Origin of the sequence: Streptomyces liliifuscus (assembly GCF_016598615.1) — a bacterium.
GTDB classification, from domain to species: Bacteria; Actinomycetota; Actinomycetes; order Streptomycetales; family Streptomycetaceae; genus Streptomyces; species Streptomyces liliifuscus.
Genome location: NZ_CP066831.1, coordinates 7,843,353 through 7,863,462 on the forward strand (window position 1 = coordinate 7,843,353; position 20,110 = coordinate 7,863,462).

Below are 20,110 nucleotides of genomic sequence, written 5' to 3' on the forward strand. Positions count from 1 at the left end.
AAGGGGTGGTACAGGCGGTGCGGGCGTTCATGCGCGGTCCGTCTCGAGGAGCGGCTCCGGCACCGAGTCGAGCACGACGACGAAGGTGGCCCCGCCGCCCGGGGTCTGCCGCAGCCGGACCTTCCCGCCCCGGTGCCCCTCCGCGATGGCCCGCACGATCGACAGGCCGAGCCCCGCGCCGCTGCCCCGGGTGCCGCGCCGGGAGGTGCCGCGCCGGAACCGCTCGAAGATCACCTCGGCGTCCTGCGGCTGCACACCGGGGCCCGAGTCGGCGACGTACAACTCGATGCGGCCGCCGGCGACACGCGAACCGATGACGCGTGAGCCGATCCGGATCGACTGGCCGGGAACGGTGTGCTGCACGGCGTTCTGGGCCAGCTGGACCATTGCCTGGGTGATGCGCTGCGGGTCCAACTGGGCTTCTCCGTCGGCGACTTCGGCCAGTTCCCAGTGACGGTCGCCGAGGGTGCGGGCCTTGACGAAGACATCGGCGGTGAGTTCGGCGAGCTGCACGGGCTCGGGCGTGACGAAGTCCGGGCGCTCGGCCTTGGCGAGCAGCAGCAGGTCCTCGACGATGCGGCTCATCCGGTCCAGCTCGTCGGTGACCAGCCGGACGGTCTCCTCGCGCTCGGCCGGGTCGTCGCCCATCAGCTCCAGATGGCCGCGCACGATGGTGATCGGGGTGCGCAGCTCGTGGCCCGCGTCGTCGACGAACTCGCGCTGGGCCGCGAAGGCGCGCTCCAGGCGGTCGAGCATCGCGTTGAAGGTCTCGGCGAGCGCGGCGATGTCGTCGTGGCCGCGGACCGGGATACGCCGGGTGAGGTCCTGCTCGGTGAGCTGCGCGGCGGCGGTACGCACCAGACGTACCGGCTTGAGGATCCGTCCGGCCACCACCCAGCCGATCCCCGTCGTCATCAGGAGCGCGACCCCGGAGATGGCGAGCAGGATGCGGAACACCTCGTCCACGCGGTCGTGCTCGCGCCCCGGATGGAAGGCGACCACGAAGGCGGCCTCCGGTTCACCGCCGGAGCGGGCGATGGCGACCTTGGCCCACCTGACGTCCCCTGCGGCGCGGTGCAGCGTGCCGGTGGACCCGGCGGACCCGAAGATCTGCCGGCGGCCTGCCTCGTCCTGGTGCAGGGGCAGTCCCGCGGGGATCTCACGGTCCTGGACGAGCTTCGCAGGGGCCGCGTCCGGACCTCCCGCGAGCAGCCCCATCAGCTCCTCGTCCGGATCGGCGTACTGGCGCTCCAGGAAGACCTTGAGCAGCCGCCCCGGCTCGGTGAACCGCTCCCCGGTCGAGGGGTCCACCCCCCGCTCCTCGAAGTTCGCGAACTCGCCCGCCTCCTGGGCGAGCAGACCGCTGACGCGGGAGTCGACGTCCCGCAGGAGGATCGAACGGGTGGTCGTGGCCACGGCGGCGAGCGCGACGGCCATCACGAGCAGCAGCCAGAGCAGGATGCGGACCCGGGCCGAGATCCGCCGACGCGCGGGAACGGGATCGAGACCGGAATCGGACATGGGTGCGGGTACGGGCTCAGCCGTCGTCCCCGGGTCCGTCGTCATCGTCATCGTCGTCACTCACCGGAGGCCGCGAAACGACCTCGTCACTCGGCGTCGGAGTCGGCGTGGGAGAGGCGGTCGACGCGGGCGTCGCGGACGGCGACCCGCTCTCCAACTCCACCTTGGGCGGCACCTTGGGAGACTCCGGACTGTCGGTCAGGGCGTAACTCGTGGCGGCGATCCCCAGAGGAATCACCACCACAGCGGCGAGAGCCGCCATCCGATGAGAGAAAACCATGCCCCCGATGCTCCGGCCCTCACCGGTGCCCCCGATGAGCGCCGGATGAAGAACTCTTCATCCGGGCCGGGCCCCGCAAGGGGCGCGGGGAACTGCGCGACCGGCCACACGCGACCCGCAGCCGACATCCGACCCCCAGGACCCGAACTAGTTGTCGAGCCCAATCGCGAACGCGGCCTCAAGATCATGCTGAGAGTACGTACGGAACGCCACATGCGTATCCGTCCCCTCCACCCCCGGAATCTTGCTGATCATCCCGGGAATCACATCCGCCAGATCGTCATGCGCCTTCACCCGGACCATGGCGATCAAGTCGTACGTGCCGGTCACGGAGAACACCTCACTGACGGAGTCCAGCGCGGCGATCGACTCCGCGATCTCGGGGATCCGGTCCACGCTGGTCTTGATGAGCACGATCGCGGTGATCACGGCTGGTTTTCTCCCTCGGTGGCCGTCGCTGGAGTTTTCACTCTAGCCGCACGTCCATAGCGCACCCACGTGTAGAGGAACCCCGCCGAGAACCCCAGCAAATGCGCCAGATACGCCACCGCCGGCCCCTGGGTCGCGCGGCTCGCGGCCATCCACTGGAGGGACACCCAGAAGGGCAGGACCACCCACGCCGGAAACCGCAGCGGCAGGAAGAAGAGGAACGGAAAGAGACTGGTCACCCGGGCTTTGGGGAACAGGTAGAGGAACGCACCGAGGACCGCGGAGATCGCCCCTGACGCGCCGACCAACGTCTGCGCGGAGTCGGAGTGGGCGGCCGCGTAGCCGAACAGGGCGAGGTAGCCACAGCCCAGATAGAAGAGGGCGAACGCGAAGTGGCCCATCCTCTCCTCGGCCATCGCCCCGAAGACATAGAGGAAGAGCATGTTCCCCAGCAGATGCAGCCAGCTGCCGTGCACGAAGAGGGCGGTGGCCGGAGTGAGAGCGGCCCTGGGCGTCCCCTCGAACAGTTCGACGGGCACCACCCCCCAGCGCTCGAAATAGGCCCGTTGCGCGGAAAGGAGCTCGTCACCGGTGCCGTACGCGGGACTGAGGCCCGAGCCCGGACCGATCACGAAGACCAGGCAGCACAGGGCGATCAGTCCGTAGGTCACCGGAGCGGACTGACCCCGGACCGCCCTGACTGCCCTGTCGACGGGCCTACCCCAGTTGCCGATCATGAACAGAGCATGACGTAACGGGACCGAACCGCACAGAGCGCCTCGCCGCTCCCGGTGGACGGGCGTCGAGTACCCGCCAGGCCTTAGGGTTACGAGCCACACGCTCCAGGGAACCTGGTGCGGCACAGGACTCAGGAAAGAGAGCGACTGCAACGATGACGGTTCCCCTGCCGACTGCCGAGACCCGGTGGCGCTGCACGCTCTGCGGCAACCTCACGCGATTCGACGTGACGCGTTCGTCGAAGGTCGTCGAGTACGTGCATCTGGACCTGGCCGGGGAACCGAAGATCGAGGAGCGCGAGGTGGTCAGTGAGACCATCGAGTCGGTGCGCTGTCGCTGGTGCAACGCGGTGGATCAGGTGGAACTGGTGGACAGGCCGGGCGCCGGCTCCTGACAGGAGCGGGCCCCGCACGGACGATGGGGTGAAGGATGGTGGAGACCACCACGGGCGGGGAGCCGGACGACGGCGCCGCCGAGGTGCTCGACCGTCCGCTGCCCGACGGCGTGCGTCGCAGGGTCGTACAGATCGTCTCGGACGGTTTCGGCGGACTGACCGTGGCCGAACTGCCCGTACAGCTGCGGCAGTACGCCCGGTTCGCCCCCAATCGTCGTGCCAAGTTCGCGGGCAACGCGATGGCGGCGGCCCTGGAGACGGACCCGCTTTTCAGACAGCGCATCGCCGAGAAGCTCAGAGAGGCCCAGTCGGAGCTGACCGGCGCCCTCGACTCCGGCTCGCCGCCCCCGGCCGCGGACCCGCTGGACGTGGCGGCCGCGGCCTATGTGCTGCGCCCCCCGGGCTGGGTGAAGCTGGTGACCGCCGCGGGCGAGGAGGCCCTGCGGGCGGACGCCGAGCGCGCCGACGAGGAGACCCGGGCCGAGCTCGACCGGCTGCGCGAGGAACTCGCCGAGGCGCGCGCCCAGACCCGCACCGAGACCGAGCGGCTGCGGACGGAGCTGGAGTCGGCGAAGAAGGAAGCCGAATCGCTTCACCGCAAGCTGCGCGGGGCCCTCAGTGACGTCAAGCGCGGCGAGGCGGCCGTGCGCAAGCTGCGAGGCGAGATGGAGGCCGTCCGTGGCGAGGGGCAGGCTCATGTGTCCGCCGCCGAGAGCGAGAGCCGGCGGCTCAAGGCGCGGCTGAGCGAGGTCGAGGCCACCCTGGAGGCCACTCGTCGCGCGGCCCGTGAGGGACGCAGCGTCGAGGACATGCGCGTACGGCTGCTGCTCGACACCGTGCTCGACGCGGCGCAGGGGCTGCGGCGCGAACTCGCCCTGCCGCCGGTGTCGGTGCGGCCCGCGGAGACCGTGGACGCGGTCGAACCGGGACGGATGACACCAAAAGACATCGCGGCCCGTGCGCTGTCCGAAAACGATCCCGCGATCCTCGACCAGCTGCTCGCGCTGCCGCAGGCGCATCTGGTCGTCGACGGCTACAACGTCACCAAGACCGGCTATCCGCAGATGCCCCTGGAGAAGCAGCGGCTGCGGCTCCTCGGACAGCTCTCGCAGCTCGCCGCGCAGACCGGCGCCGAGGTCACCTGTGTCTTCGACGGGGCCGAGCTGGCCGCACCGGTGTTGCTCGCGCCGCCGCGCGGGGTGCGGGTGCTCTTCTCCAAACCGGGCGTCACCGCCGACGAGTTGATCCGTCAGCTGGTGCGCGCCGAGCCGCCCGGGCGGCCCGTCATCGTGGTCTCGACCGACCGCGAGGTGGCCGACGGCGTGGCGAAGGCCGGGGCGCGCCCGGTGGCCTCCGCGGTGCTCCTGAAGCGTTTCTCGCGCGGCTGAGCACGCGGGCCCCAAAGGTCCGGGCAAGCGGGTTCCGCGCGTCCGGCCGAGCGGGTTTCAAGCGACTCCGCAAGGGAATTTCGTGCTGCCGCCCTTCTGATGGTGTACGTCACCTACGTAACAGGCACCCCAAGTGCAACACATGTGCATCTTGCCCGAATTGGCGAAACCTTCACGCAACGTAGCGTCAAACGGGCATTACTGCATGTGAGTTGAGTGCAAAGAATGCGGTCGGTGACCGAGATTTTTCCGAGGAGGATTTGAACTGATCACAAGAACATCACTAGGGTCGGGCGTCGAACCTCTACTCGGGTGATCACTCATTGGGAGTGACGGTGGAGGGGCACCGCCAACCGGTGTTCTCGGTGGGCGGCTGAGGTAATGAAGGAGCTCGCCTCCGTGGCGTCCCACCGTCGACCGAAGCAGCCGAGCCGCACCCGTGTGACCGTGCTCACCACCGCCGCCGCTGCAGCCGTGGCCCTCAGCTCGCAGGCGGCCAACGCCGCGCCCAGCGAGAAGCCGAACAAGGACGAGGTCAAGGCCAAGGTCGACGCGCTCTACGAGGACTCGGCGCGGGCCACGGACAGGGCCAACGGGGCCGAGGAGAAGGTGAAGAAGCTCGAAAAGGAGATCGACACCATCCAGGACCAGGTCGCGCGAGGCCAGGACGAGCTCAACACCATGCGCGACAGCCTCGGTCTGATGGCCAGCTCCCAGTACCGCACGGGCGCGATCGATCCCTCCGTCCAGCTCTTCCTCTCCTCCGACCCGGACGACTACCTCGACAAGGCGTCCACGATCGACCAGCTGAGCGCTCAGCAGGTCGAGGCGCTGAAGAAGGTCCAGGAGAAGCAGCGCACCCTCGCCCAGCAGCGCGATGAAGCCGCCGGCAAGCTCAAGGACCTCTCCGAGACCCGCAAGACGCTGGCTCAGAAGAAGAAGGAAGTCCAGAACAAGCTCGCCGACGCGCGCAAGCTCCTCAACACCCTGACCGCGCAGGAGCAGGCGGCCCTGAAGACCGCGGACACGCGTGCCAGCCGGGACGCCGGGGACCGCATCGAGCTCGGCAACGAGGTGCCCGCCTCCGAGCGCGGCGCCGCCGCCCTCGCCGCCGCCAAGACCCAGATGGGCAAGCCGTACGTCTCCGGCGGCAGCGGCCCCAACTCGTACGACTGCTCGGGTCTGACGCAGTGGGCGTACGGCCAGGCCGGTGTGTCGATATCCCGGACCACCTACACGCAGCAGAACGACGGCACGAAGATCGGCCGCGATCAGCTCAAGCCCGGCGACCTGGTCTTCTTCAACAGCCTCGGCCACGTCGGTCTGTACGCGGGCAACGGCGTCATCGTGCACGCCCCGAAGCCGGGCGCCGTCGTCCGTCTCGAGTCGATGAGCACGATCGGCACCTTCCAGTTCGGCGTCCGGGTCTGATCCCCGGCTCCCTCGCCCGCTCGTCCGCGAGCTGATTCCCCGTCCGGCCCGGAACGTCTCCGGGCCTGCGGGGAGGTTGATCGCCACGCCGCCCGAACGGGCGAATTCCCGTAACCCGCGCTGACCCCACGCCCCGCTGATGACCTGCGTCTGAGGCGGGGCGTCACGTTGTGTACCCGTATGGGTCTTTGGCCACCGCGTAGTCGCACGGCTACTGTCTGCCGCGTTTCCCCCAACTCCGGGGGCACGTCAGCGGAAGGGAGTGCGGCTTCCTGTGGGGTCCCATCGCCGCCTTGTACCGTCCGGCTTCGACCGGGGCGCCCGAGGCGCCACCCTGTGCGTACTGACCGCCGCGGCCGCGGCCCTCGGCGTCCTGCCGGCCGGCGCCGCGCCGCAGGACGACACCCGTGCAGAGGTGGACCGGCTGTACGAGGAGGCCGAGCACGCCACCGAGTCGTACAACAAGGCCGACGAGCGCTCGGACACCCTGCGCGACCAGGTGGACAGGGCGCAGGACCGGATCGCCAGACAGCAGGACCGCATCAACACCATGCGGGACGCGCTCGGTTCGCTCGCCGGGGCCCAGTACCGCTCCGGCGGCCTCGATCCCTCGCTGGCGCTGATGTTCTCCGATGACCCCGACGAGTACCTCGACAAGGCGGCCGTGCTCGACCGGATCAGCTCCCGGCAGGCCGGGGAACTCAAGGAACTGCAGGGCGCCATGCGTGATCTCTCCCAGGAGCGCGAGGAGGCGACCCGCAAGCTCACCGAACTGGACAAGAGCCGTAAGGCCGTCGCCCGGCACAAACGCACCGTCGAGCAGAAGCTGTCCAAGGCACGGCAGTTGCTCAACGCGATGCCGGACGCCGACCGTGCCGCCTACGACCGGGCCTCCCGCTCGGGCGGCCGTGTCCCCGACCTCGCCGGCGCGGTCCCGTCCTCCGGCCGCGCGGCGGCCGCCGTCGCCGCGGCCCGCTCGGCCGTCGGCCGCCCGTACGTCTGGGGCGCCAACGGACCCACCGGGTTCGACTGCTCGGGCCTCACCCAGTGGTCGTACGCGCAGGCCGGTGTGGGGCTGCCGCGCACCTCGCAGGCCCAGGCGCACACCGGACGGTCGGTGCCGCTCTCCCAGGCGCAGCCCGGCGACATCGTCACCTACCGGGGCGACGCCAGCCATGTCGGAATGTACGTGGGCAACGGCCAGGTGATCCACGCGCCCTACCCGGGCGCCCCGGTGCGCTACGACCCGGTGGGCATGATGCCCGTCAACACCGTGACGCGCCCCTGACCTCGGTCCTGTCGTCACATTCCCGTCTGCCCCGCGGCGTCCGGCACGCACGCTCGCGGCGTTGCCGGAGAGTCCAAGTAGCTCCGCTACGAGGGCTCTCCGGCGCCTTGCGATCGCACGCACCGGACGCCGCGGGGCCCGCCCTCCGGGCGGACGACGGGAATGTGACGACAGGACCGCGGCCGGGCGCCGTACGATCAGGGTCGTGGCTGGTCGTGGGCGTGCGCCGAGGTGGGTCGTGGGGCTGTTGTTGGCCGCTCTCACCGCGTCGGCCGGCTGCGGCGGCGGCTCCGGGAACGACAGCGCCTCCGGTGACGTCCAGCGCGTGCTCGACACCCGGGCGGCGGCGGTACGCGACGGCAGCGAGCGGGAGTTCGTGGCGACGCAGGCACCGGCCGATCTCGTCGCCGGGGAACGGGCCGCCGCGCGCACCGAGTTCAGGAACCTGCGGGCGGTCCCACTCGCCGACTGGGCGTACCGCGTGACCGGCCTCCGTCGCTCCGGCGACCGTGCCACGGCCGACGCGGAGCTCCGCTACCGCATAGAGGGCTACGACAAGGCCCCCATCGTCACCGCCCGCACGCTGAGCCTCGCACGGGCCGACGGGCGCTGGTACGTGACCGACGACCGGCCCGCCAAGGACTCCAGCCAGCAGCTGTGGGAGCAGGGGGCCGTCCTGGCCGTACGCGGCGAGCACAGCCTCGTCCTGGGCGTCGGTCGCCCGCGCGACGCGCTGCGCCACTACGCGGAACTGGCCGACCGGGCGGTGCCCGCGGTGCGGGAGGCGTGGGGCGAGGACTGGTCGCGGCGGGTCGTCGTCCTCGTACCGAAGTCGCTGGACGGGATGGCGGGGCTGCTCGGGGCGCCCGCGTCCGGGTACCGGGGGATCGCCGCGGTCACCACGGGCGAGGCGGGCGGATCCGCGAAGGCGCCCGCCGACCGGATCATCGTCAACCCGGACGCGTACGGGGTGCTCGGCGCCTTCGGGCGGCAGGTCGTCCTCACGCACGAGACGACCCATGTCGCGACCCGCGCGTCGACCTCGGCGGCCACCCCGCTGTGGCTCTCCGAGGGGTACGCGGACTGGGTCGGCTACCGCGGCACCGGGCGCACCGCGCCACAGGCCGCGCCGGAGCTGGCGCGGGCGGTGGCCGAGGGCCGGGTGCCCACCGCGCTGCCTGGCGACGGGGACTTCGGCTTCGGCGGGGACGCGGGGGCGCTGGCACGGGCCTACGAGGGCGGGTGGCTGGCCTGCCGGTTGATCGCCGAGCGGTGGGGCGAGGTACGGCTGGGGGAGTTCTACCGGGCCGTGGGGGAGCACGAGAAGAGGGCGGGAGCGGTGGAGGCGGGGATGAAGGAGGTTCTGGGTACGTCGCTGGAGGAGTTCACGGGGTTGTGGCGGGCGTATGTGCGGGACCGGCTGGGCTGAGGGCCCTGGTGGCGCCCCGCCGGCCGATCAGCTCTCCAGTTGGGTGATCGCCTCTGCGAGCCATGCCCGTTCCGCCTCGCCCGTTGCCCGGGCCACCCGGAGCATGCCCTGGCGGAAGAGGTCGGCCGTCTCTTCCGCCCGTACCGGCCGCTCGTCCCGGTAGAAGAAGCTCGTCGGAGTGTCGAGGAAGTCCAGGCGCCTTCGGAGTACCGCCGCCTGCTCGTGGCGGTCGGGGAGATGCCGAAGGAACGCGAGCAGCGTGTTGAAGCGGACCTGGTCGGTGATCTCGACGTCCTTGGGGTGGCGCAGGCGTTCCAGGAGGGTCTCGCGGCCCTGCCCGGTCAGGGACAGGATGCGGCGCGGGGCGGCGCTCGACCCCGGCTCGGTGTGCTGGTCCAGCAGGCCCGCCGTGACCAGGCGGGTGATCGCGGGGTAGAGCGCGCCGTCGCTGACCGGCCGGACATGGCCGCTGAGCGCCTTGATGCGCTCCTTCAACTCGTATCCGTGCAGCGGCTCTTCGGAGAGAAAGCCCAGGATCGACAGCTCCAGCACTGGCGGCTGCTCCTTCGCTCGTGTGTCCTTGCGCGCCTCGTACCAGGCATGCTACCTCTTATCGAGCTACCTCTAAACGAGGTAGCTCGGATCGAGGGGGGTTCGGTGAACGACCACCGCAGGCAGCTGATATCGCTCGCTCATCCCGTGTACTTCTCCCTGCTGGCGAGCGTCACCGCCGGAATCATCAACACCGTCTGGGTCTCCCGGCTCGGCCCCGATGCCGTCGCGGCCGTCGCGGTCGCCACCAACGCCGAGAACGTGCTGCTCGGCGTCGCCCTGGTCTTCGCCTCCGGCACGACCGTCCTGGTAGCGCACGCAAGAGGTGCCCGGGACCCGGGCGCGCTACGGGCCGCCGTGCGAGGCGGCTGGGCCCTGTTCGCCCTGGTCACACCGGTCGTCGCGGTCGGTGGCCGGCTCCTGCGGGAACCGCTCGCGCGGCTCGTGCTCGGTGGCGACGACGGGGCCGCGCTCGCCCTCGCCGTCGGCTACTTCGCGATCTCCCTGCCGGGCATCGCCGTCTTCTTCGCGCAGAACCTCGTCGACGGCATCCTCAAGGGCGCGGGCGACACCAGGACCCCGATGCGGCTCGCCCTGCTCGCCAACGGGCTGATCCTGGTCCTCGACCCGCTGCTCATCCACTCGTACGGCGTCCGCGGCGCCGCCGCCTCCACGGTCCTGTGCCGTGGTGCGGCCCTCGCGGTGGGTCTGTGGGCGCTGCGCCGCAACAGCGTGCTCCGGGCGGCCGCGTCGGCCCGCCCCGCCGAGGCCACCGGGTCCGCGCTGCGCCGGACGCTCAGGACCGGCCTGCCCATGTCCGCCGACTTCACCGTGCGCCAGACCGGCGCACTCGTCCTCGTCGCGGTGGTGGCCCGGCTCGGCGTGAGCGCCGTGGCCGCGTACGCGATCGCGTACAAGGTCATGTACGTCGCCACGATGGCCTTCTACGCCGTGCGGCAGGCCGCCGCCATCCACACCGCGCACACCCGGGGGGAGGGGCGGGAGGAGCGGCGGGCCATCGGGCGGCAGGCCGTGCTGGTGTCCGGGGTGCTGGGTCTGGTGTCCGGGGTTCTGCTGCTCGCCCTCGCGCCCTGGATCATGCGGGCCTTCGGCGCCGGGCCCGATGTGGCGCACCAGGGGGTGCTGTTCCTGCGCTGTGCCGGGCCGTATCTGCTGCTGATGGCCTGCTGCATCGCGCTGGGCGGGGTGTTCGAGGGCGGCGGAGGCGCACCCGTGCTGCTGCGGGTGACGGCACTCGGCACGGCGGTTCAACTGGCGCTCGCGTACGCCTTGTCGGGGCTCGGTCTGCCCGGGATCTGTCTCGCGATGGCGCTCGCCATGGCCGTGCAGTGCGCGGTGCTCCTGCCGTGCCTGCGCCGTCAGGAGTTCAGCGGCTCCTGGGTGCGGGCCGTCTGAGCGGGCAGCTCGGCCCGGGTCGCGTACGACACCGTGTCGCGCCAGAGGAGGGTGCAGGCGGTGACGGACGCGGCGACCAGCAGGCCGTTGCGGATCACCAGCAGGGTGATGCCGAGGCTGTCACTGCCGACGACGTTCGCGAAATAGACGGGGAACTCCAGGACCGTGAAGAAGCACGCCGTCAGGACCATCCCGGCAGGCAGCCCCATCCGGCTGCCGCGGAAGGCCAGGCACACGGCGGCCAGACCGACCAGCCACACCATGTACTGCGGGCTGATCACCCGGCTGGTCGTCGTGAACAGGAGCACCGCCACGAAGGCGGCGTCCGCGAGCGTGTGCGCCAGGAAGCGTGTCGCCAGCAGCCGCCACATCAGCAGCCAGCCGAACGCGAGCCCCGTCAGCAGCAGGGCCGCCGTGCTCACCAGGGCCACATGCGGGCCGAGGAACTCCACCGAGCCGTAGTTGAGCAGGACCTGGCCCTCCCAGCCGTGGTGCCGGGCGATATGGAAGACCAGGGAACCGAGTGACTCGACCTCGGTCCCACGGTCGCGCTGGAAGGTCATGAACGCGAACGCGCCGGGCATCGACACCGCGAACAGCAGTGCCAGCCCCGCGGCCGTCGCCGCCGCCGAGCCCCACGCCTTCCGCTTCGCCGTGCCCACGAGCAGCAGCGCCGGCCACACCTTCAGCATCGCGCCGAACGCGACGAGCACGCCCATCACGCGCGGATGCCGGGCGCCCACGAGGATCGCGGCCACGACGACGGCCGTCACCATCACGTCGTACCGCGAGTAGACCGTCGGCCCGAGCAGCGGTACGCCCACCACCCACACCCAGGCGCCGCGCAGCGACTTGCCCGGGCGCCGGCCCGCGTACAGGAGCAGGGCGAAGGCGACCAGGTCGGCGAGGAAGGCGAGGACGAAGAACGCCGAGGTGTACTCGAGGAAGGGCAGCAGCGCGGGGGAGAGGATCGCGAGGGCCGCGGCCGGCGGGTACTGCCAGGTCACGTCGTCCAGCGGGAAGGTGCCGGTGCGCAGGATCTCGTACCAGCCCTGGTAGATCACCGAGACGTCGCTGGTGACATCGGGGCCGGGGAAGATCCACACCTTGAAGACGAAGAGCAACAGCATCAGCCTGGTCAGGCCCCAGGCCCCCACCAGCGGATACGGGAACCTCGCCCCCCTTGCTCCCGTCATGCCCACCTGTCCTCTTCCGTACGGATCCTGTGTGCGGCCATGATTCCCCGCGCGCCTGTGCGAGAGCCATGAAGCGCGGCCGTGCGGAGCTGCCGGGTGCGGGTTCGGTACGTCCGTGCTTTCGGTACTGTCGACGGCGATGCACAAGACCCTGATCGTGACCAACGACTTCCCGCCGAGGCCGGGCGGCATCCAGGCCTTCCTGCACAACATGGCGTTGCGCCTGGACCCCGAGCGGCTCGTCGTCTACGCCTCCACGTGGAAGCGGGGCCGGGAGGGAGCCGAGGCGACGGCCGCCTTCGACGCCGAACAGCCCTTCGTCATCGTACGCGACCGAACAACCATGCTGCTGCCCACTCCGAGGGTCTCCCGGCGGGCCGTGGGGCTGCTCCGGGACCACGGCTGCACGTCGGTGTGGTTCGGTGCCGCGGCACCGCTCGGGCTGCTGGCGCCCGCGCTGAGGAAGGCCGGCGCCGAGCGCCTCGTGGCCACGACGCACGGTCATGAGGCGGGGTGGGCGCAACTGCCCGGCTCGCGCGAACTGCTGCGCAGGATCGGCGAGTCGACGGACACGATCACGTATCTCGGCGAGTACACCCGCTCGCGGATCGCCGCCGCGCTGACGCCCGAGGCGGCCGCGCGGATGGCCCAACTGCCGCCGGGTGTCGACGAGAAGACCTTCCATCCCGGTTCGGGTGGTGACGCGGTCCGAGCCCGGCTCGGCCTGACCGACCGCCCGGTCGTCGTCTGCGTCTCCCGGCTCGTCCCGCGCAAGGGCCAGGACACGCTCATCCTCGCGATGCCGCGGATCCTGGCGAGCGAGCCCGAGGCGGTGCTGCTGATCGTGGGCGGCGGGCCGTACGAGAAGGACTTGCGCAGGCTCGCGCACGAGACCGGTGTCGTCGACTCCGTCCGCTTCACCGGGGCCGTTCCCTGGTCCGAACTCCCCGCCCACTACGGCGCGGGCGATGTCTTCGCCATGCCGTGCCGCACCCGTCGTGGGGGCCTCGACGTCGAGGGCCTCGGCATCGTCTACCTGGAGGCCTCCGCGACCGGGCTTCCCGTCGTCGCCGGCGACTCCGGCGGAGCGCCCGATGCCGTCCTCGACGGCGAGACCGGCTGGGTCGTCCGTGGCGGCTCCCCGGAGGACGCGGCCGATCGCATCGTCGCGCTGCTCGGCGATCCGGAGCTGCGGTGCCGGATGGGGGAGCGGGGGCGGGAGTGGGTCGAGGAGCGGTGGCGCTGGGATTTGCTGGCGGAGCGGTTGAAGGAGCTGCTGTAGGGCTGCGGCTTGCTGGTTCTTGGAGCTCGGCGGGGAAGGTTGTCGGGTGGGTGCGGGTGCGTCGTGGCTGATCGCGCAGTTCCCCGCGCCCCTAAAGGGGCTGGGGCTGCACCTGCCGTCTTTTCAGGGGCGCGGGGAACTGCGCGATCAGCCCCCACCGGGCCGCAGCCATCACAACCACCGGGCCCGTGCCACAAGAAGGACTCAGTGAGGCTCAGCCTCGATAGATGGCCTCGATCTCGTCCGCGTAGTCCTTCGCCACCACATTGCGCTTGAGCTTCAGGGACGGTGTGAGGTGGCCGGAGTCCTCGGTGAACTGGTGGGCGAGAATCCGGAACTTCCGCACCGACTCCGCCTTCGACACCGCGGCGTTGCCGTCGTCGACAGCGCTCTGGATCGCCGCGAGCAGATCCGGATCCTGTCCGAGCGACGCCGCGGTGGAACCCGCCGGCTTGCCGTGCTCGTCGGCCCAGCGGCCCAGGAACTCGTCGTCGACGGTGATGAGCGCGCCCACGAACGGACGCCCGTCACCGACGACCATGCACTCCGCGACCAGCGCGTGCGCGCGGATGCGGTCCTCGATCACGGCCGGGGCGACGTTCTTGCCGCCCGCGGTGACGATGATCTCCTTCTTGCGGCCGGTGATCCGCAGATAGCCGTCCTCGTCGAGCGTGCCGATGTCACCTGTGTGGAACCAGCCGTCGGCGAGCGCCTCGGCGGTCGCGGCCTCGTTGTTCCAGTACCCCTTGAACAGGTGCTCGCCGTGCAGCAGCACCTCGCCGTCGTCCGCGATGCGGATCACGGAACCCGGCAGCGGCTGGCCGACCGTGCCGATCTTCTGCCGGTCCCACGGGTTGAAGGCGGTGGCCGCGCAGGACTCGGTGAGGCCGTAGCCCTCCAGGACCGTGAAGCCGATACCGCGGAAGAAGTGACCCAGACGCTCACCCAGCGGGGCGCCGCCCGAGATCGCGTACTCGCCCTTGCCGCCGAGCACCGCGCGCAGCTTGCTGTAGACGAGCTTGTCGAACGTCTTGTGCTTGATCTTCAGGCCGATCGACGGGCCCGACGGAGTGTCCAGCGCGCGGCTGTACGCGATCGCCGTGTCCGCCGCCTTGTCGAAGATCTTGCCCTTGCCGTCCGCCTGCGCCTTGGCCCGCGCCGAGTTGTAGACCTTCTCGAAGACGCGCGGCACACCGAGGATCAACGTCGGCCGGAACGAGGCCAGTTCGTCCGTGAGGTTCTTGATGTCCGGGACCATGCCCAGCTTGATCGGCGCCATCATCGGCGCGACCTGCACGAGCCGCCCGAAGACGTGCGCGAGCGGCAGGAAGAGCAGTACCGAACACTCACCCGTACGGAACAGGGGGCGCAGCCGCTCCACGATGTTGCCGCACTCGGCGAAGAAGCTGCGGTGGGTCAGCACACAGCCCTTGGGGCGCCCGGTCGTGCCGCTCGTGTAGACGATGGTCGCCGGGTCGTCGGCCTTGGCGAGCGAACTGCGCTCCTCCACGGCCGCGTCCGAGACGTCCTTGCCGGCCCGGCCGAGCTGCTCGACGCCGCCGCCCTCGATCTGCCAGATGTGTTTGAGGTGGGGCAGCCCGTCGCGGACCGACTCCACGGCGGCCGCGTGCGCGTCCAGCTCCACGACGACGGCGGTCGCGCCCGAGTCGCCGAGGATCCACTGCACCTGCTCCGCCGAGCTGGTCTCGTACACCGGTACGGTGACCGCGCCCGCGCTCCAGATCGCGAAGTCGAGGAGCGTCCACTCGTAGCGCGTACGGGACATCAGGCCGACCCGGTCGCCCGGCGCCACGCCCGAGGCGATCAGGCCCTTGGCGGCGGCCTGTACCTCGGCGAGGAAGGTCGTGGCCGAGACATCCGTCCAAGTGCCGCCGACCTTACGGGCGATGACCGCCACGTCCGGATGCTGCGCGGCGTTTCTGCGGACGATGTCGGTCAGATTGCCGTCCGCGGGGACCTCGTACAAAGCCGGAAGGCTGAACTCGCGCAAGACTGCTGCTCCTCATAGGGCGCCGACGCCACGACTTCGTGTGATGCGACGGAGCGGTCCAAGGCTCGGGCGTGTGCTCTGGGACTCAGGTGGTTGAAACCCTGAGCACGACTGGACTGCCCGGACGTTACCCGCCGGTACTGCCTCTACGACAGGGGGGTCGGGTGAGATGTTCCCCGCGTCACACGCGTTGGTGTTCCTCTTGAGTGTTTCTCCACGCAGGGTAGTCCACCACGTTACTGACTGGGAGGTAACCGCAGGTCCGCCCGCGTCTACACACGTTTGCTCCACAGGCTTACCCTTGATCGCCATGGCAGGCACACAAGGCGGCGACGCCGACGACATCGGGGGCCCGGGCGGCGAGGCCCGAAAGACGCGCATCCATGTGGTGAGCGACGTGCACGGCAACGTCCGTGACCTGGTCAGGGCCGGTGACGGCGCGGACGCCCTGATCTGTCTCGGCGACCTCGTGCTCTTCATCGACTACGCCGACCACTCCCGCGGCATCTTCCCCGACCTCTTCGGCACCGAGAACACGGACCGCATCGTCGAGCTGCGCACAGCCCGCCACTACGAGGAGGCCCGGGCCTTCGGCGCGCGGCTGTGGGCGGGCGTCGACCGCGGACCCGCCATCGAGAAGGCCGTACGCAAGCAGTACGCCGAACTGTTCGCGGCGTTCCCCATCCCGACGTACGCCACCTACGGCAACGTCGACGTGCCGCCCCTGTGGTCGGAGTACGCCGGACCCGGCACCACCGTGCTCGACGGCGAGCGGGTCGAGATCGGCGGCCGCGTTTTCGGCTTCGTCGGCGGGGGCCTGCGTACGCCGATGCGGACGCCGTACGAGATCAGCGACGAGGAGTACGCGGCGAAGATCGAGGCGGTCGGAGAGGTCGACGTGCTGTGCACGCACATCCCGCCGGAGGTGCCCGAGCTCGTCTACGACACGGTGGCGCGGCGCTTCGAGCGGGGGAGCCGGGCACTGCTCGACGCGATCCGGCGCACCCGGCCGCGCTATTCGCTCTTCGGTCACGTCCACCAGCCCCTCGCCCGGCGGATGCGCGTCGGCGCCACGGAGTGCGTGAACGTGGGTCACTTCGCCGGAACGGGGAAGCCGTGGGTGCTGGAGTGGTGAGGGCCACCGGCGGTCGCAGGGGCGGGGGCGGCGGGCCGTCCGCCGCGCGGTAGCCTTCACGCTGCATACACAGGTAGGAAGCGTTCGTACCCCGACGAACACCCCTATGTCCGGACCGCATCTGGAGGAGCCACAGCGATGGCGGAACACACCAGCTCGAGCATCACGATCGAGGCGGCACCGGCCGATGTCATGGCGGTGATCGCCGACTTCGCCCGCTATCCGGACTGGACCGGAGAGGTGAAGGAGGCGGAGGTGCTCGCCACGGACGAGAAGGGCCGCGCGGAGCAGGTACGCCTCGTCATGGACGCCGGCGCGATCAAGGACGACCAGACCCTCGGCTACACCTGGACCGGCGACCACGAGGTCTCCTGGACCCTGGTCAAGTCCCAGATGCTCCGCTCCCTCGACGGCTCCTACATCCTCAAGCCCGCGGGCACCGGCGCCACCCAGGTCACCTACCAGCTCACCGTCGACGTCAAGATCCCCATGCTCGGCATGATCAAGCGCAAGGCGGAGAAGGTCATCATCGACCGCGCGCTGGCGGGCTTGAAGAAGAGGGTGGAGTCGGGCGAGAAGTAGGCGGCGCGGGTGAGTGGGGGCTGACTTCCAGCCCGTCCGGCGTTTGAGGACGAGGCCGTTCAGGCCGATCTCTCACCCACCCCCATCAGCCCCGCCCACCCCACCCAGCCCGTCCGGCGTTTGAGGACGAGCGCGTTCAGCGCGATGCCGGGGGTCTGGGGGCGGAGTCCCCAGGAACGTGATGGGACGGGTAGGGGCGGCGGGGGCGAGACCCTCTCTGCTCAGCCCGCCGGCCAGGCACAGGTACCGTTGACAGACATGCGCACCATCCTGATCACCGGCCCCGGCGGCTCCGGCCGCACCACCGTCGCCGCGGCCACCGCCCTGGAAGCCTCCCGCCAGGGAACCCGCACCCTGGTGCTCACAGCCGACCGCACCGACACCCTCGGCGCCACCCTCGGCACCCCCACCGGCGCCACCCCCACCGAGGCCGCCCCCCACCTCACCACCTGGCGCCCGGACGCCACCGACGCCTTCCGCACGGACCTCCTCGCGTTCCAGGACCGCGCCACCACCGCCCTCGACCTCCTGGGCGCAGCCCGTCTGGACGGCGAGGAACTCACCCCCCTCCCCGGCGCCGAGGAACTCGCCCTGCTCCGTGCCCTGCGCGACGCGGCCACGGCGGACACGTACGACCTCCTGGTCGTCGACCTGCCGCCCACCCCCCAGGCACTCGCCCTCCTCGCCCTGCCCGAACAGCTGCGCCGCTACCTCCGCCGTCTGCTCCCCGCGGAGCGCCAGGCCGCCCGCGCGCTGCGCCCCGTGCTCGGCCGTCTCGCCGGTGTCCCGATGCCCTCGGAGTGGCTGTACGAGACGGCGGCCCGCTGGGACGTCGAGCTGGCCGCCGTCCAGCTGGCCGTCGAGGACGCGGCGACGACCGTACGGCTGGTCGCCGAGCCGGGCCCGGCCGGCACCGACGCCGTACGCACCGCAGCCACCGGCCTCGCCCTGCGTGGTCTGCGCACCGACGTCCTGGTCGCGAACCGCGTCCTGCCCGACGCGTCCCCCGACACCTGGCTTGCCGCTCTCGCCGTACAGCAGCGCAAGGCGCTCGACGAGTGGCGTGACGAGTGGGGGCGGACGTTCGACGTGCGCGAGCTTCCGCACCTCGGCCGGGACCCGCGCGGCGCCGAGGACCTCGCCGCGCTGCCCGTGCCCGCGCCGGGCGAGGCCCCGGGACCGGTCGAGTGGCCGGTCGCCGACCGGCTCGCCGACGACGGCGTGCTCGTCTGGCACATCCCCCTTCCCGGTGCGATACGGGAGGAGCTGGACCTCGTACGACGTGGCGACGAACTCGTCGTCACCGCCGGGCAGTTCCGCCGGATCGTGCCCCTCCCGTCCGCCCTGCGCCGCTGCACGGTGGACGGCGCCTCCCTGCGCGACGGCGAACTGGCCGTCCGCTTCGCACCGGACCCGGACCTGTGGCCCCGGGAAAGGTGACCGAGTCCCGTTTCTGTGGCCGCGCACACGATGAACGGCGTACCCCCGTTCGGGTAACGTCGAGAGATACAGATCCCACGCTTGGAGTCCGCCATGAGCGATGAGCGCCCCACGTCCGACGCCGACGCCGCCAAGGACGCGCTCGACGAGGTGCGCGCGACCGACGCCGATGCCTGGGCGAAGGCGTGCGCCGAGGACCTCGCGGCGGAGAAGGCCCGCCGCCGCACCCAGTACGGCCAGCCGCCCGGCTCGGCCGCCGAGGAGCTGCGCAAGCTCGTCGACGCCGTCGCCGACAAGCTGTCCGGACTGCAGTCGCCGCTGCTCGGCGCGGTCGCCGGCGGCGCCGCCCAGCAGATGGTCAACCAGGTCGTGCAGCAGGCCAAGGCCGCCGTCGAGCCCGTCATCGAGCGCAACCCCGACGTCTTCGACCACCTGGCCACCGCCGGCTCCGAACTGCTCGCCGCCTACCGCTCCGCGGTCGAGGCGCAGGAGCGGCGCTGGACCACCCGTGACACCGCCCAGGGCCCCCGTGACGAGGGCACCGGTCCCGGTGAACACATCGACCTCGACTGAAGCCCCTCGGGTACGGTTGGCCGTAGCGGGGCTCGACCGAAACTGAGGGATTCATGGGACTCACCATCGGCGTCGATATCGGCGGCACGAAGATCGCGGCCGGCGTGGTCGATGAGGAAGGCAACATCCTCTCGACCTTCAAGGTGCCGACTCCGACGACGCCGCAGGCCATCGTGGACGCGATCGCAGCGGCCGTAGAGGGCGCCCGGGCGGGGCACGAGATCGTCGGCGTGGGCATCGGTGCCGCCGGATACGTCAACCGCCAGCGCTCGACGGTCTACTTCGCGCCGAACATCGACTGGCGGCAGGAGCCCCTGAAGGACGAGGTGGAGGCCCGCGTGGGCCTGCCGGTCGTCGTCGAGAACGACGCGAACGCGGCGGCGTGGGGCGAGTACAAGTTCGGCGCGGGCAAAGGCCACCGCAACGTCATCTGCATCACCCTGGGCACCGGCCTCGGCGGCGGCATCATCATCGGCAACAAGCTGCGCCGCGGGCACTTCGGCGTGGCCGCCGAGTTCGGCCACATCCGGATGGTCCCCGACGGCCTGCTGTGCGGCTGCGGCTCCCAGGGCTGCTGGGAGCAGTACGCGTCCGGTCGCGCCCTCGTCAGATACGCGAAGCAGCGCGCCAACGCGACCCCCGAGAACGCGGAGATCCTGCTGTCGCTCGGCGACGGCTCCCCCGACGGCATCGAGGGCAAGCACATCTCGATGGCCGCGCGCCAGGGCGACCTGGTGGCCGTCGACTCCTACCGTGAGCTGGCCCGCTGGGCCGGTGCCGGGCTGGCCGATCTGGCCTCGCTCTTCGACCCCTCCGCGTTCATCGTCGGCGGCGGTCTCTCGGACGAGGGCGAGCTGGTCCTCGACCCCATCCGCAAGTCGTACAAGCGCTGGCTCGTGGGTGGCAACTGGCGCCCGGTCGCTGACGTCATCGCCGCCCAACTGGGCAACGAGGCGGGGCTGGTGGGCGCGGCGGATCTGGCTCGGGAGCCCGACCCGATCATGTAGCCACGCTTCGACCGCCCG

19 protein-coding genes are annotated in these 20,110 nt (G+C 71.0%); 12 read left to right on the plus strand and 7 right to left on the minus strand.

Going from position 1 to position 20,110, the window contains the following annotated elements; genetic code table 11:
- Positions 1-27 precede the first annotated feature (27 nt).
- The 4 genes from JEQ17_RS33740 to JEQ17_RS33755 form a co-directional block, all read right to left on the minus strand.
- Positions 28-1,521: a sensor histidine kinase gene (locus tag JEQ17_RS33740; protein WP_234048807.1), complete on the minus strand. Its 1,494-nt coding sequence runs from the start codon at positions 1,519-1,521 to the stop codon at positions 28-30.
- Positions 1,522-1,537: 16 nt separating this feature from the next.
- Positions 1,538-1,801 (minus strand): small secreted hydrophilic protein, encoded by a 264-nt coding sequence (locus tag JEQ17_RS33745; protein ID WP_200398779.1) that lies wholly within the window; start codon positions 1,799-1,801, stop codon positions 1,538-1,540.
- Between the two features lie 147 nt (positions 1,802-1,948).
- Positions 1,949-2,230, minus strand: coding sequence for an Lrp/AsnC family transcriptional regulator (locus tag JEQ17_RS33750; RefSeq protein ID WP_055615922.1), 282 nt, complete (start codon positions 2,228-2,230; stop codon positions 1,949-1,951).
- Positions 2,227-2,967 carry a rhomboid family intramembrane serine protease gene (locus JEQ17_RS33755; protein ID WP_200398780.1) on the minus strand — a complete coding sequence of 247 codons (741 nt, stop codon included), beginning with the start codon at positions 2,965-2,967 and terminating at the stop codon, positions 2,227-2,229. The genes JEQ17_RS33750 and JEQ17_RS33755 overlap by 4 nt, the downstream gene beginning before the upstream one ends.
- 155 nt (positions 2,968-3,122) lie before the next feature.
- Here JEQ17_RS33755 and JEQ17_RS33760 point away from each other — a divergent pair, with 155 nt between their 5' ends.
- The 5 genes from JEQ17_RS33760 to JEQ17_RS33780 all read left to right on the plus strand — a co-directional run bounded on the left by JEQ17_RS33760 (position 3,123) and on the right by JEQ17_RS33780 (position 8,898).
- Complete coding sequence (locus tag JEQ17_RS33760) at positions 3,123-3,362, plus strand: hypothetical protein (protein ID WP_055615920.1); 240 nt, start codon at positions 3,123-3,125, stop codon at positions 3,360-3,362.
- Positions 3,363-3,397: 35 nt separating this feature from the next.
- Positions 3,398-4,750 (plus strand): NYN domain-containing protein, encoded by a 1,353-nt coding sequence (locus JEQ17_RS33765; protein ID WP_200398781.1) that lies wholly within the window; start codon positions 3,398-3,400, stop codon positions 4,748-4,750.
- Between the two features lie 399 nt (positions 4,751-5,149).
- Complete coding sequence (locus JEQ17_RS33770) at positions 5,150-6,181, plus strand: C40 family peptidase (RefSeq protein WP_200398782.1); 1,032 nt, start codon at positions 5,150-5,152, stop codon at positions 6,179-6,181.
- A gap of 274 nt (positions 6,182-6,455) precedes the next feature.
- A complete protein-coding gene (locus tag JEQ17_RS33775) occupies positions 6,456-7,469 on the plus strand; it encodes a C40 family peptidase (RefSeq protein ID WP_200398783.1) in 1,014 nt (337 codons plus the stop codon).
- A 205-nt stretch (positions 7,470-7,674) separates the two neighbouring features.
- A complete protein-coding gene (locus JEQ17_RS33780; protein ID WP_407700107.1) occupies positions 7,675-8,898 on the plus strand; it encodes a hypothetical protein in 1,224 nt (407 codons plus the stop codon).
- A gap of 27 nt (positions 8,899-8,925) precedes the next feature.
- On the opposite strand, the gene JEQ17_RS33785 is transcribed toward JEQ17_RS33780, so the two are convergent.
- Positions 8,926-9,450 (minus strand): PadR family transcriptional regulator, encoded by a 525-nt coding sequence (locus JEQ17_RS33785; RefSeq protein WP_200398784.1) that lies wholly within the window; start codon positions 9,448-9,450, stop codon positions 8,926-8,928.
- 105 nt (positions 9,451-9,555) lie between these two features.
- Between JEQ17_RS33785 and JEQ17_RS33790 the strand changes: the two genes are divergently transcribed.
- Positions 9,556-10,866: an MATE family efflux transporter gene (locus JEQ17_RS33790; protein WP_200398785.1), complete on the plus strand. Its 1,311-nt coding sequence runs from the start codon at positions 9,556-9,558 to the stop codon at positions 10,864-10,866.
- Here the strand turns inward: JEQ17_RS33790 and JEQ17_RS33795 are convergent.
- Positions 10,830-12,062: a glycosyltransferase family 87 protein gene (locus JEQ17_RS33795; RefSeq protein WP_200398786.1), complete on the minus strand. Its 1,233-nt coding sequence runs from the start codon at positions 12,060-12,062 to the stop codon at positions 10,830-10,832. The genes JEQ17_RS33790 and JEQ17_RS33795 overlap by 37 nt on opposite strands.
- A 139-nt stretch (positions 12,063-12,201) precedes the next feature.
- On the opposite strand from JEQ17_RS33795, the gene JEQ17_RS33800 reads away from it, so the two are divergent.
- Positions 12,202-13,344 carry a glycosyltransferase family 4 protein gene (locus tag JEQ17_RS33800; RefSeq protein ID WP_200398787.1) on the plus strand — a complete coding sequence of 381 codons (1,143 nt, stop codon included), beginning with the start codon at positions 12,202-12,204 and terminating at the stop codon, positions 13,342-13,344.
- Positions 13,345-13,558: 214 nt separating this feature from the next.
- On the opposite strand, the gene JEQ17_RS33805 is transcribed toward JEQ17_RS33800, so the two are convergent.
- Positions 13,559-15,355, minus strand: coding sequence for an AMP-dependent synthetase/ligase (locus JEQ17_RS33805; RefSeq protein ID WP_200398788.1), 1,797 nt, complete (start codon positions 15,353-15,355; stop codon positions 13,559-13,561).
- 310 nt (positions 15,356-15,665) lie between these two features.
- On the opposite strand from JEQ17_RS33805, the gene JEQ17_RS33810 reads away from it, so the two are divergent.
- The 5 genes from JEQ17_RS33810 (at position 15,666) to JEQ17_RS33830 (ending at position 20,092) form a co-directional block, all read left to right on the plus strand.
- Entirely contained in the window at positions 15,666-16,490 is an 825-nt protein-coding gene (locus tag JEQ17_RS33810; RefSeq protein WP_200398789.1) for a metallophosphoesterase family protein, read from the plus strand.
- A 138-nt stretch (positions 16,491-16,628) separates the two neighbouring features.
- Complete coding sequence (locus tag JEQ17_RS33815; RefSeq protein ID WP_055618724.1) at positions 16,629-17,072, plus strand: SRPBCC family protein; 444 nt, start codon at positions 16,629-16,631, stop codon at positions 17,070-17,072.
- A 258-nt stretch (positions 17,073-17,330) separates the two neighbouring features.
- Complete coding sequence (locus JEQ17_RS33820) at positions 17,331-18,512, plus strand: ArsA family ATPase (RefSeq protein ID WP_200398790.1); 1,182 nt, start codon at positions 17,331-17,333, stop codon at positions 18,510-18,512.
- Positions 18,513-18,605: 93 nt separating this feature from the next.
- Complete coding sequence (locus JEQ17_RS33825) at positions 18,606-19,085, plus strand: DUF5304 domain-containing protein (protein ID WP_200398791.1); 480 nt, start codon at positions 18,606-18,608, stop codon at positions 19,083-19,085.
- Between the two features lie 53 nt (positions 19,086-19,138).
- On the plus strand, positions 19,139-20,092 hold the full coding sequence (locus JEQ17_RS33830) for an ROK family glucokinase (RefSeq protein WP_200398792.1): 954 nt from the start codon (positions 19,139-19,141) through the stop codon (positions 20,090-20,092).
- The last annotated feature ends 18 nt before the right edge of the window (positions 20,093-20,110 follow it).

Coding starts and splice junctions, on each gene's coding strand:
- JEQ17_RS33740 (WP_234048807.1), bottom strand. CDS start 1,521: ATGTCCGATTCCGGTCTCGATCCCGTTCCCGCGCGTCGGCGGATCTCG.
- JEQ17_RS33760 (WP_055615920.1), top strand. CDS start 3,123: ATGACGGTTCCCCTGCCGACTGCCGAGACCCGGTGGCGCTGCACGCTC.
- JEQ17_RS33830 (WP_200398792.1), top strand. CDS start 19,139: ATGGGACTCACCATCGGCGTCGATATCGGCGGCACGAAGATCGCGGCC.
- JEQ17_RS33815 (WP_055618724.1), top strand. CDS start 16,629: ATGGCGGAACACACCAGCTCGAGCATCACGATCGAGGCGGCACCGGCC.
- JEQ17_RS33825 (WP_200398791.1), top strand. CDS start 18,606: ATGAGCGATGAGCGCCCCACGTCCGACGCCGACGCCGCCAAGGACGCG.
- JEQ17_RS33795 (WP_200398786.1), bottom strand. CDS start 12,062: ATGACGGGAGCAAGGGGGGCGAGGTTCCCGTATCCGCTGGTGGGGGCC.
- JEQ17_RS33810 (WP_200398789.1), top strand. CDS start 15,666: ATGGCAGGCACACAAGGCGGCGACGCCGACGACATCGGGGGCCCGGGC.
- JEQ17_RS33800 (WP_200398787.1), top strand. CDS start 12,202: ATGCACAAGACCCTGATCGTGACCAACGACTTCCCGCCGAGGCCGGGC.
- JEQ17_RS33765 (WP_200398781.1), top strand. CDS start 3,398: ATGGTGGAGACCACCACGGGCGGGGAGCCGGACGACGGCGCCGCCGAG.
- JEQ17_RS33755 (WP_200398780.1), bottom strand. CDS start 2,967: ATGATCGGCAACTGGGGTAGGCCCGTCGACAGGGCAGTCAGGGCGGTC.
- JEQ17_RS33745 (WP_200398779.1), bottom strand. CDS start 1,801: ATGGTTTTCTCTCATCGGATGGCGGCTCTCGCCGCTGTGGTGGTGATT.
- JEQ17_RS33820 (WP_200398790.1), top strand. CDS start 17,331: ATGCGCACCATCCTGATCACCGGCCCCGGCGGCTCCGGCCGCACCACC.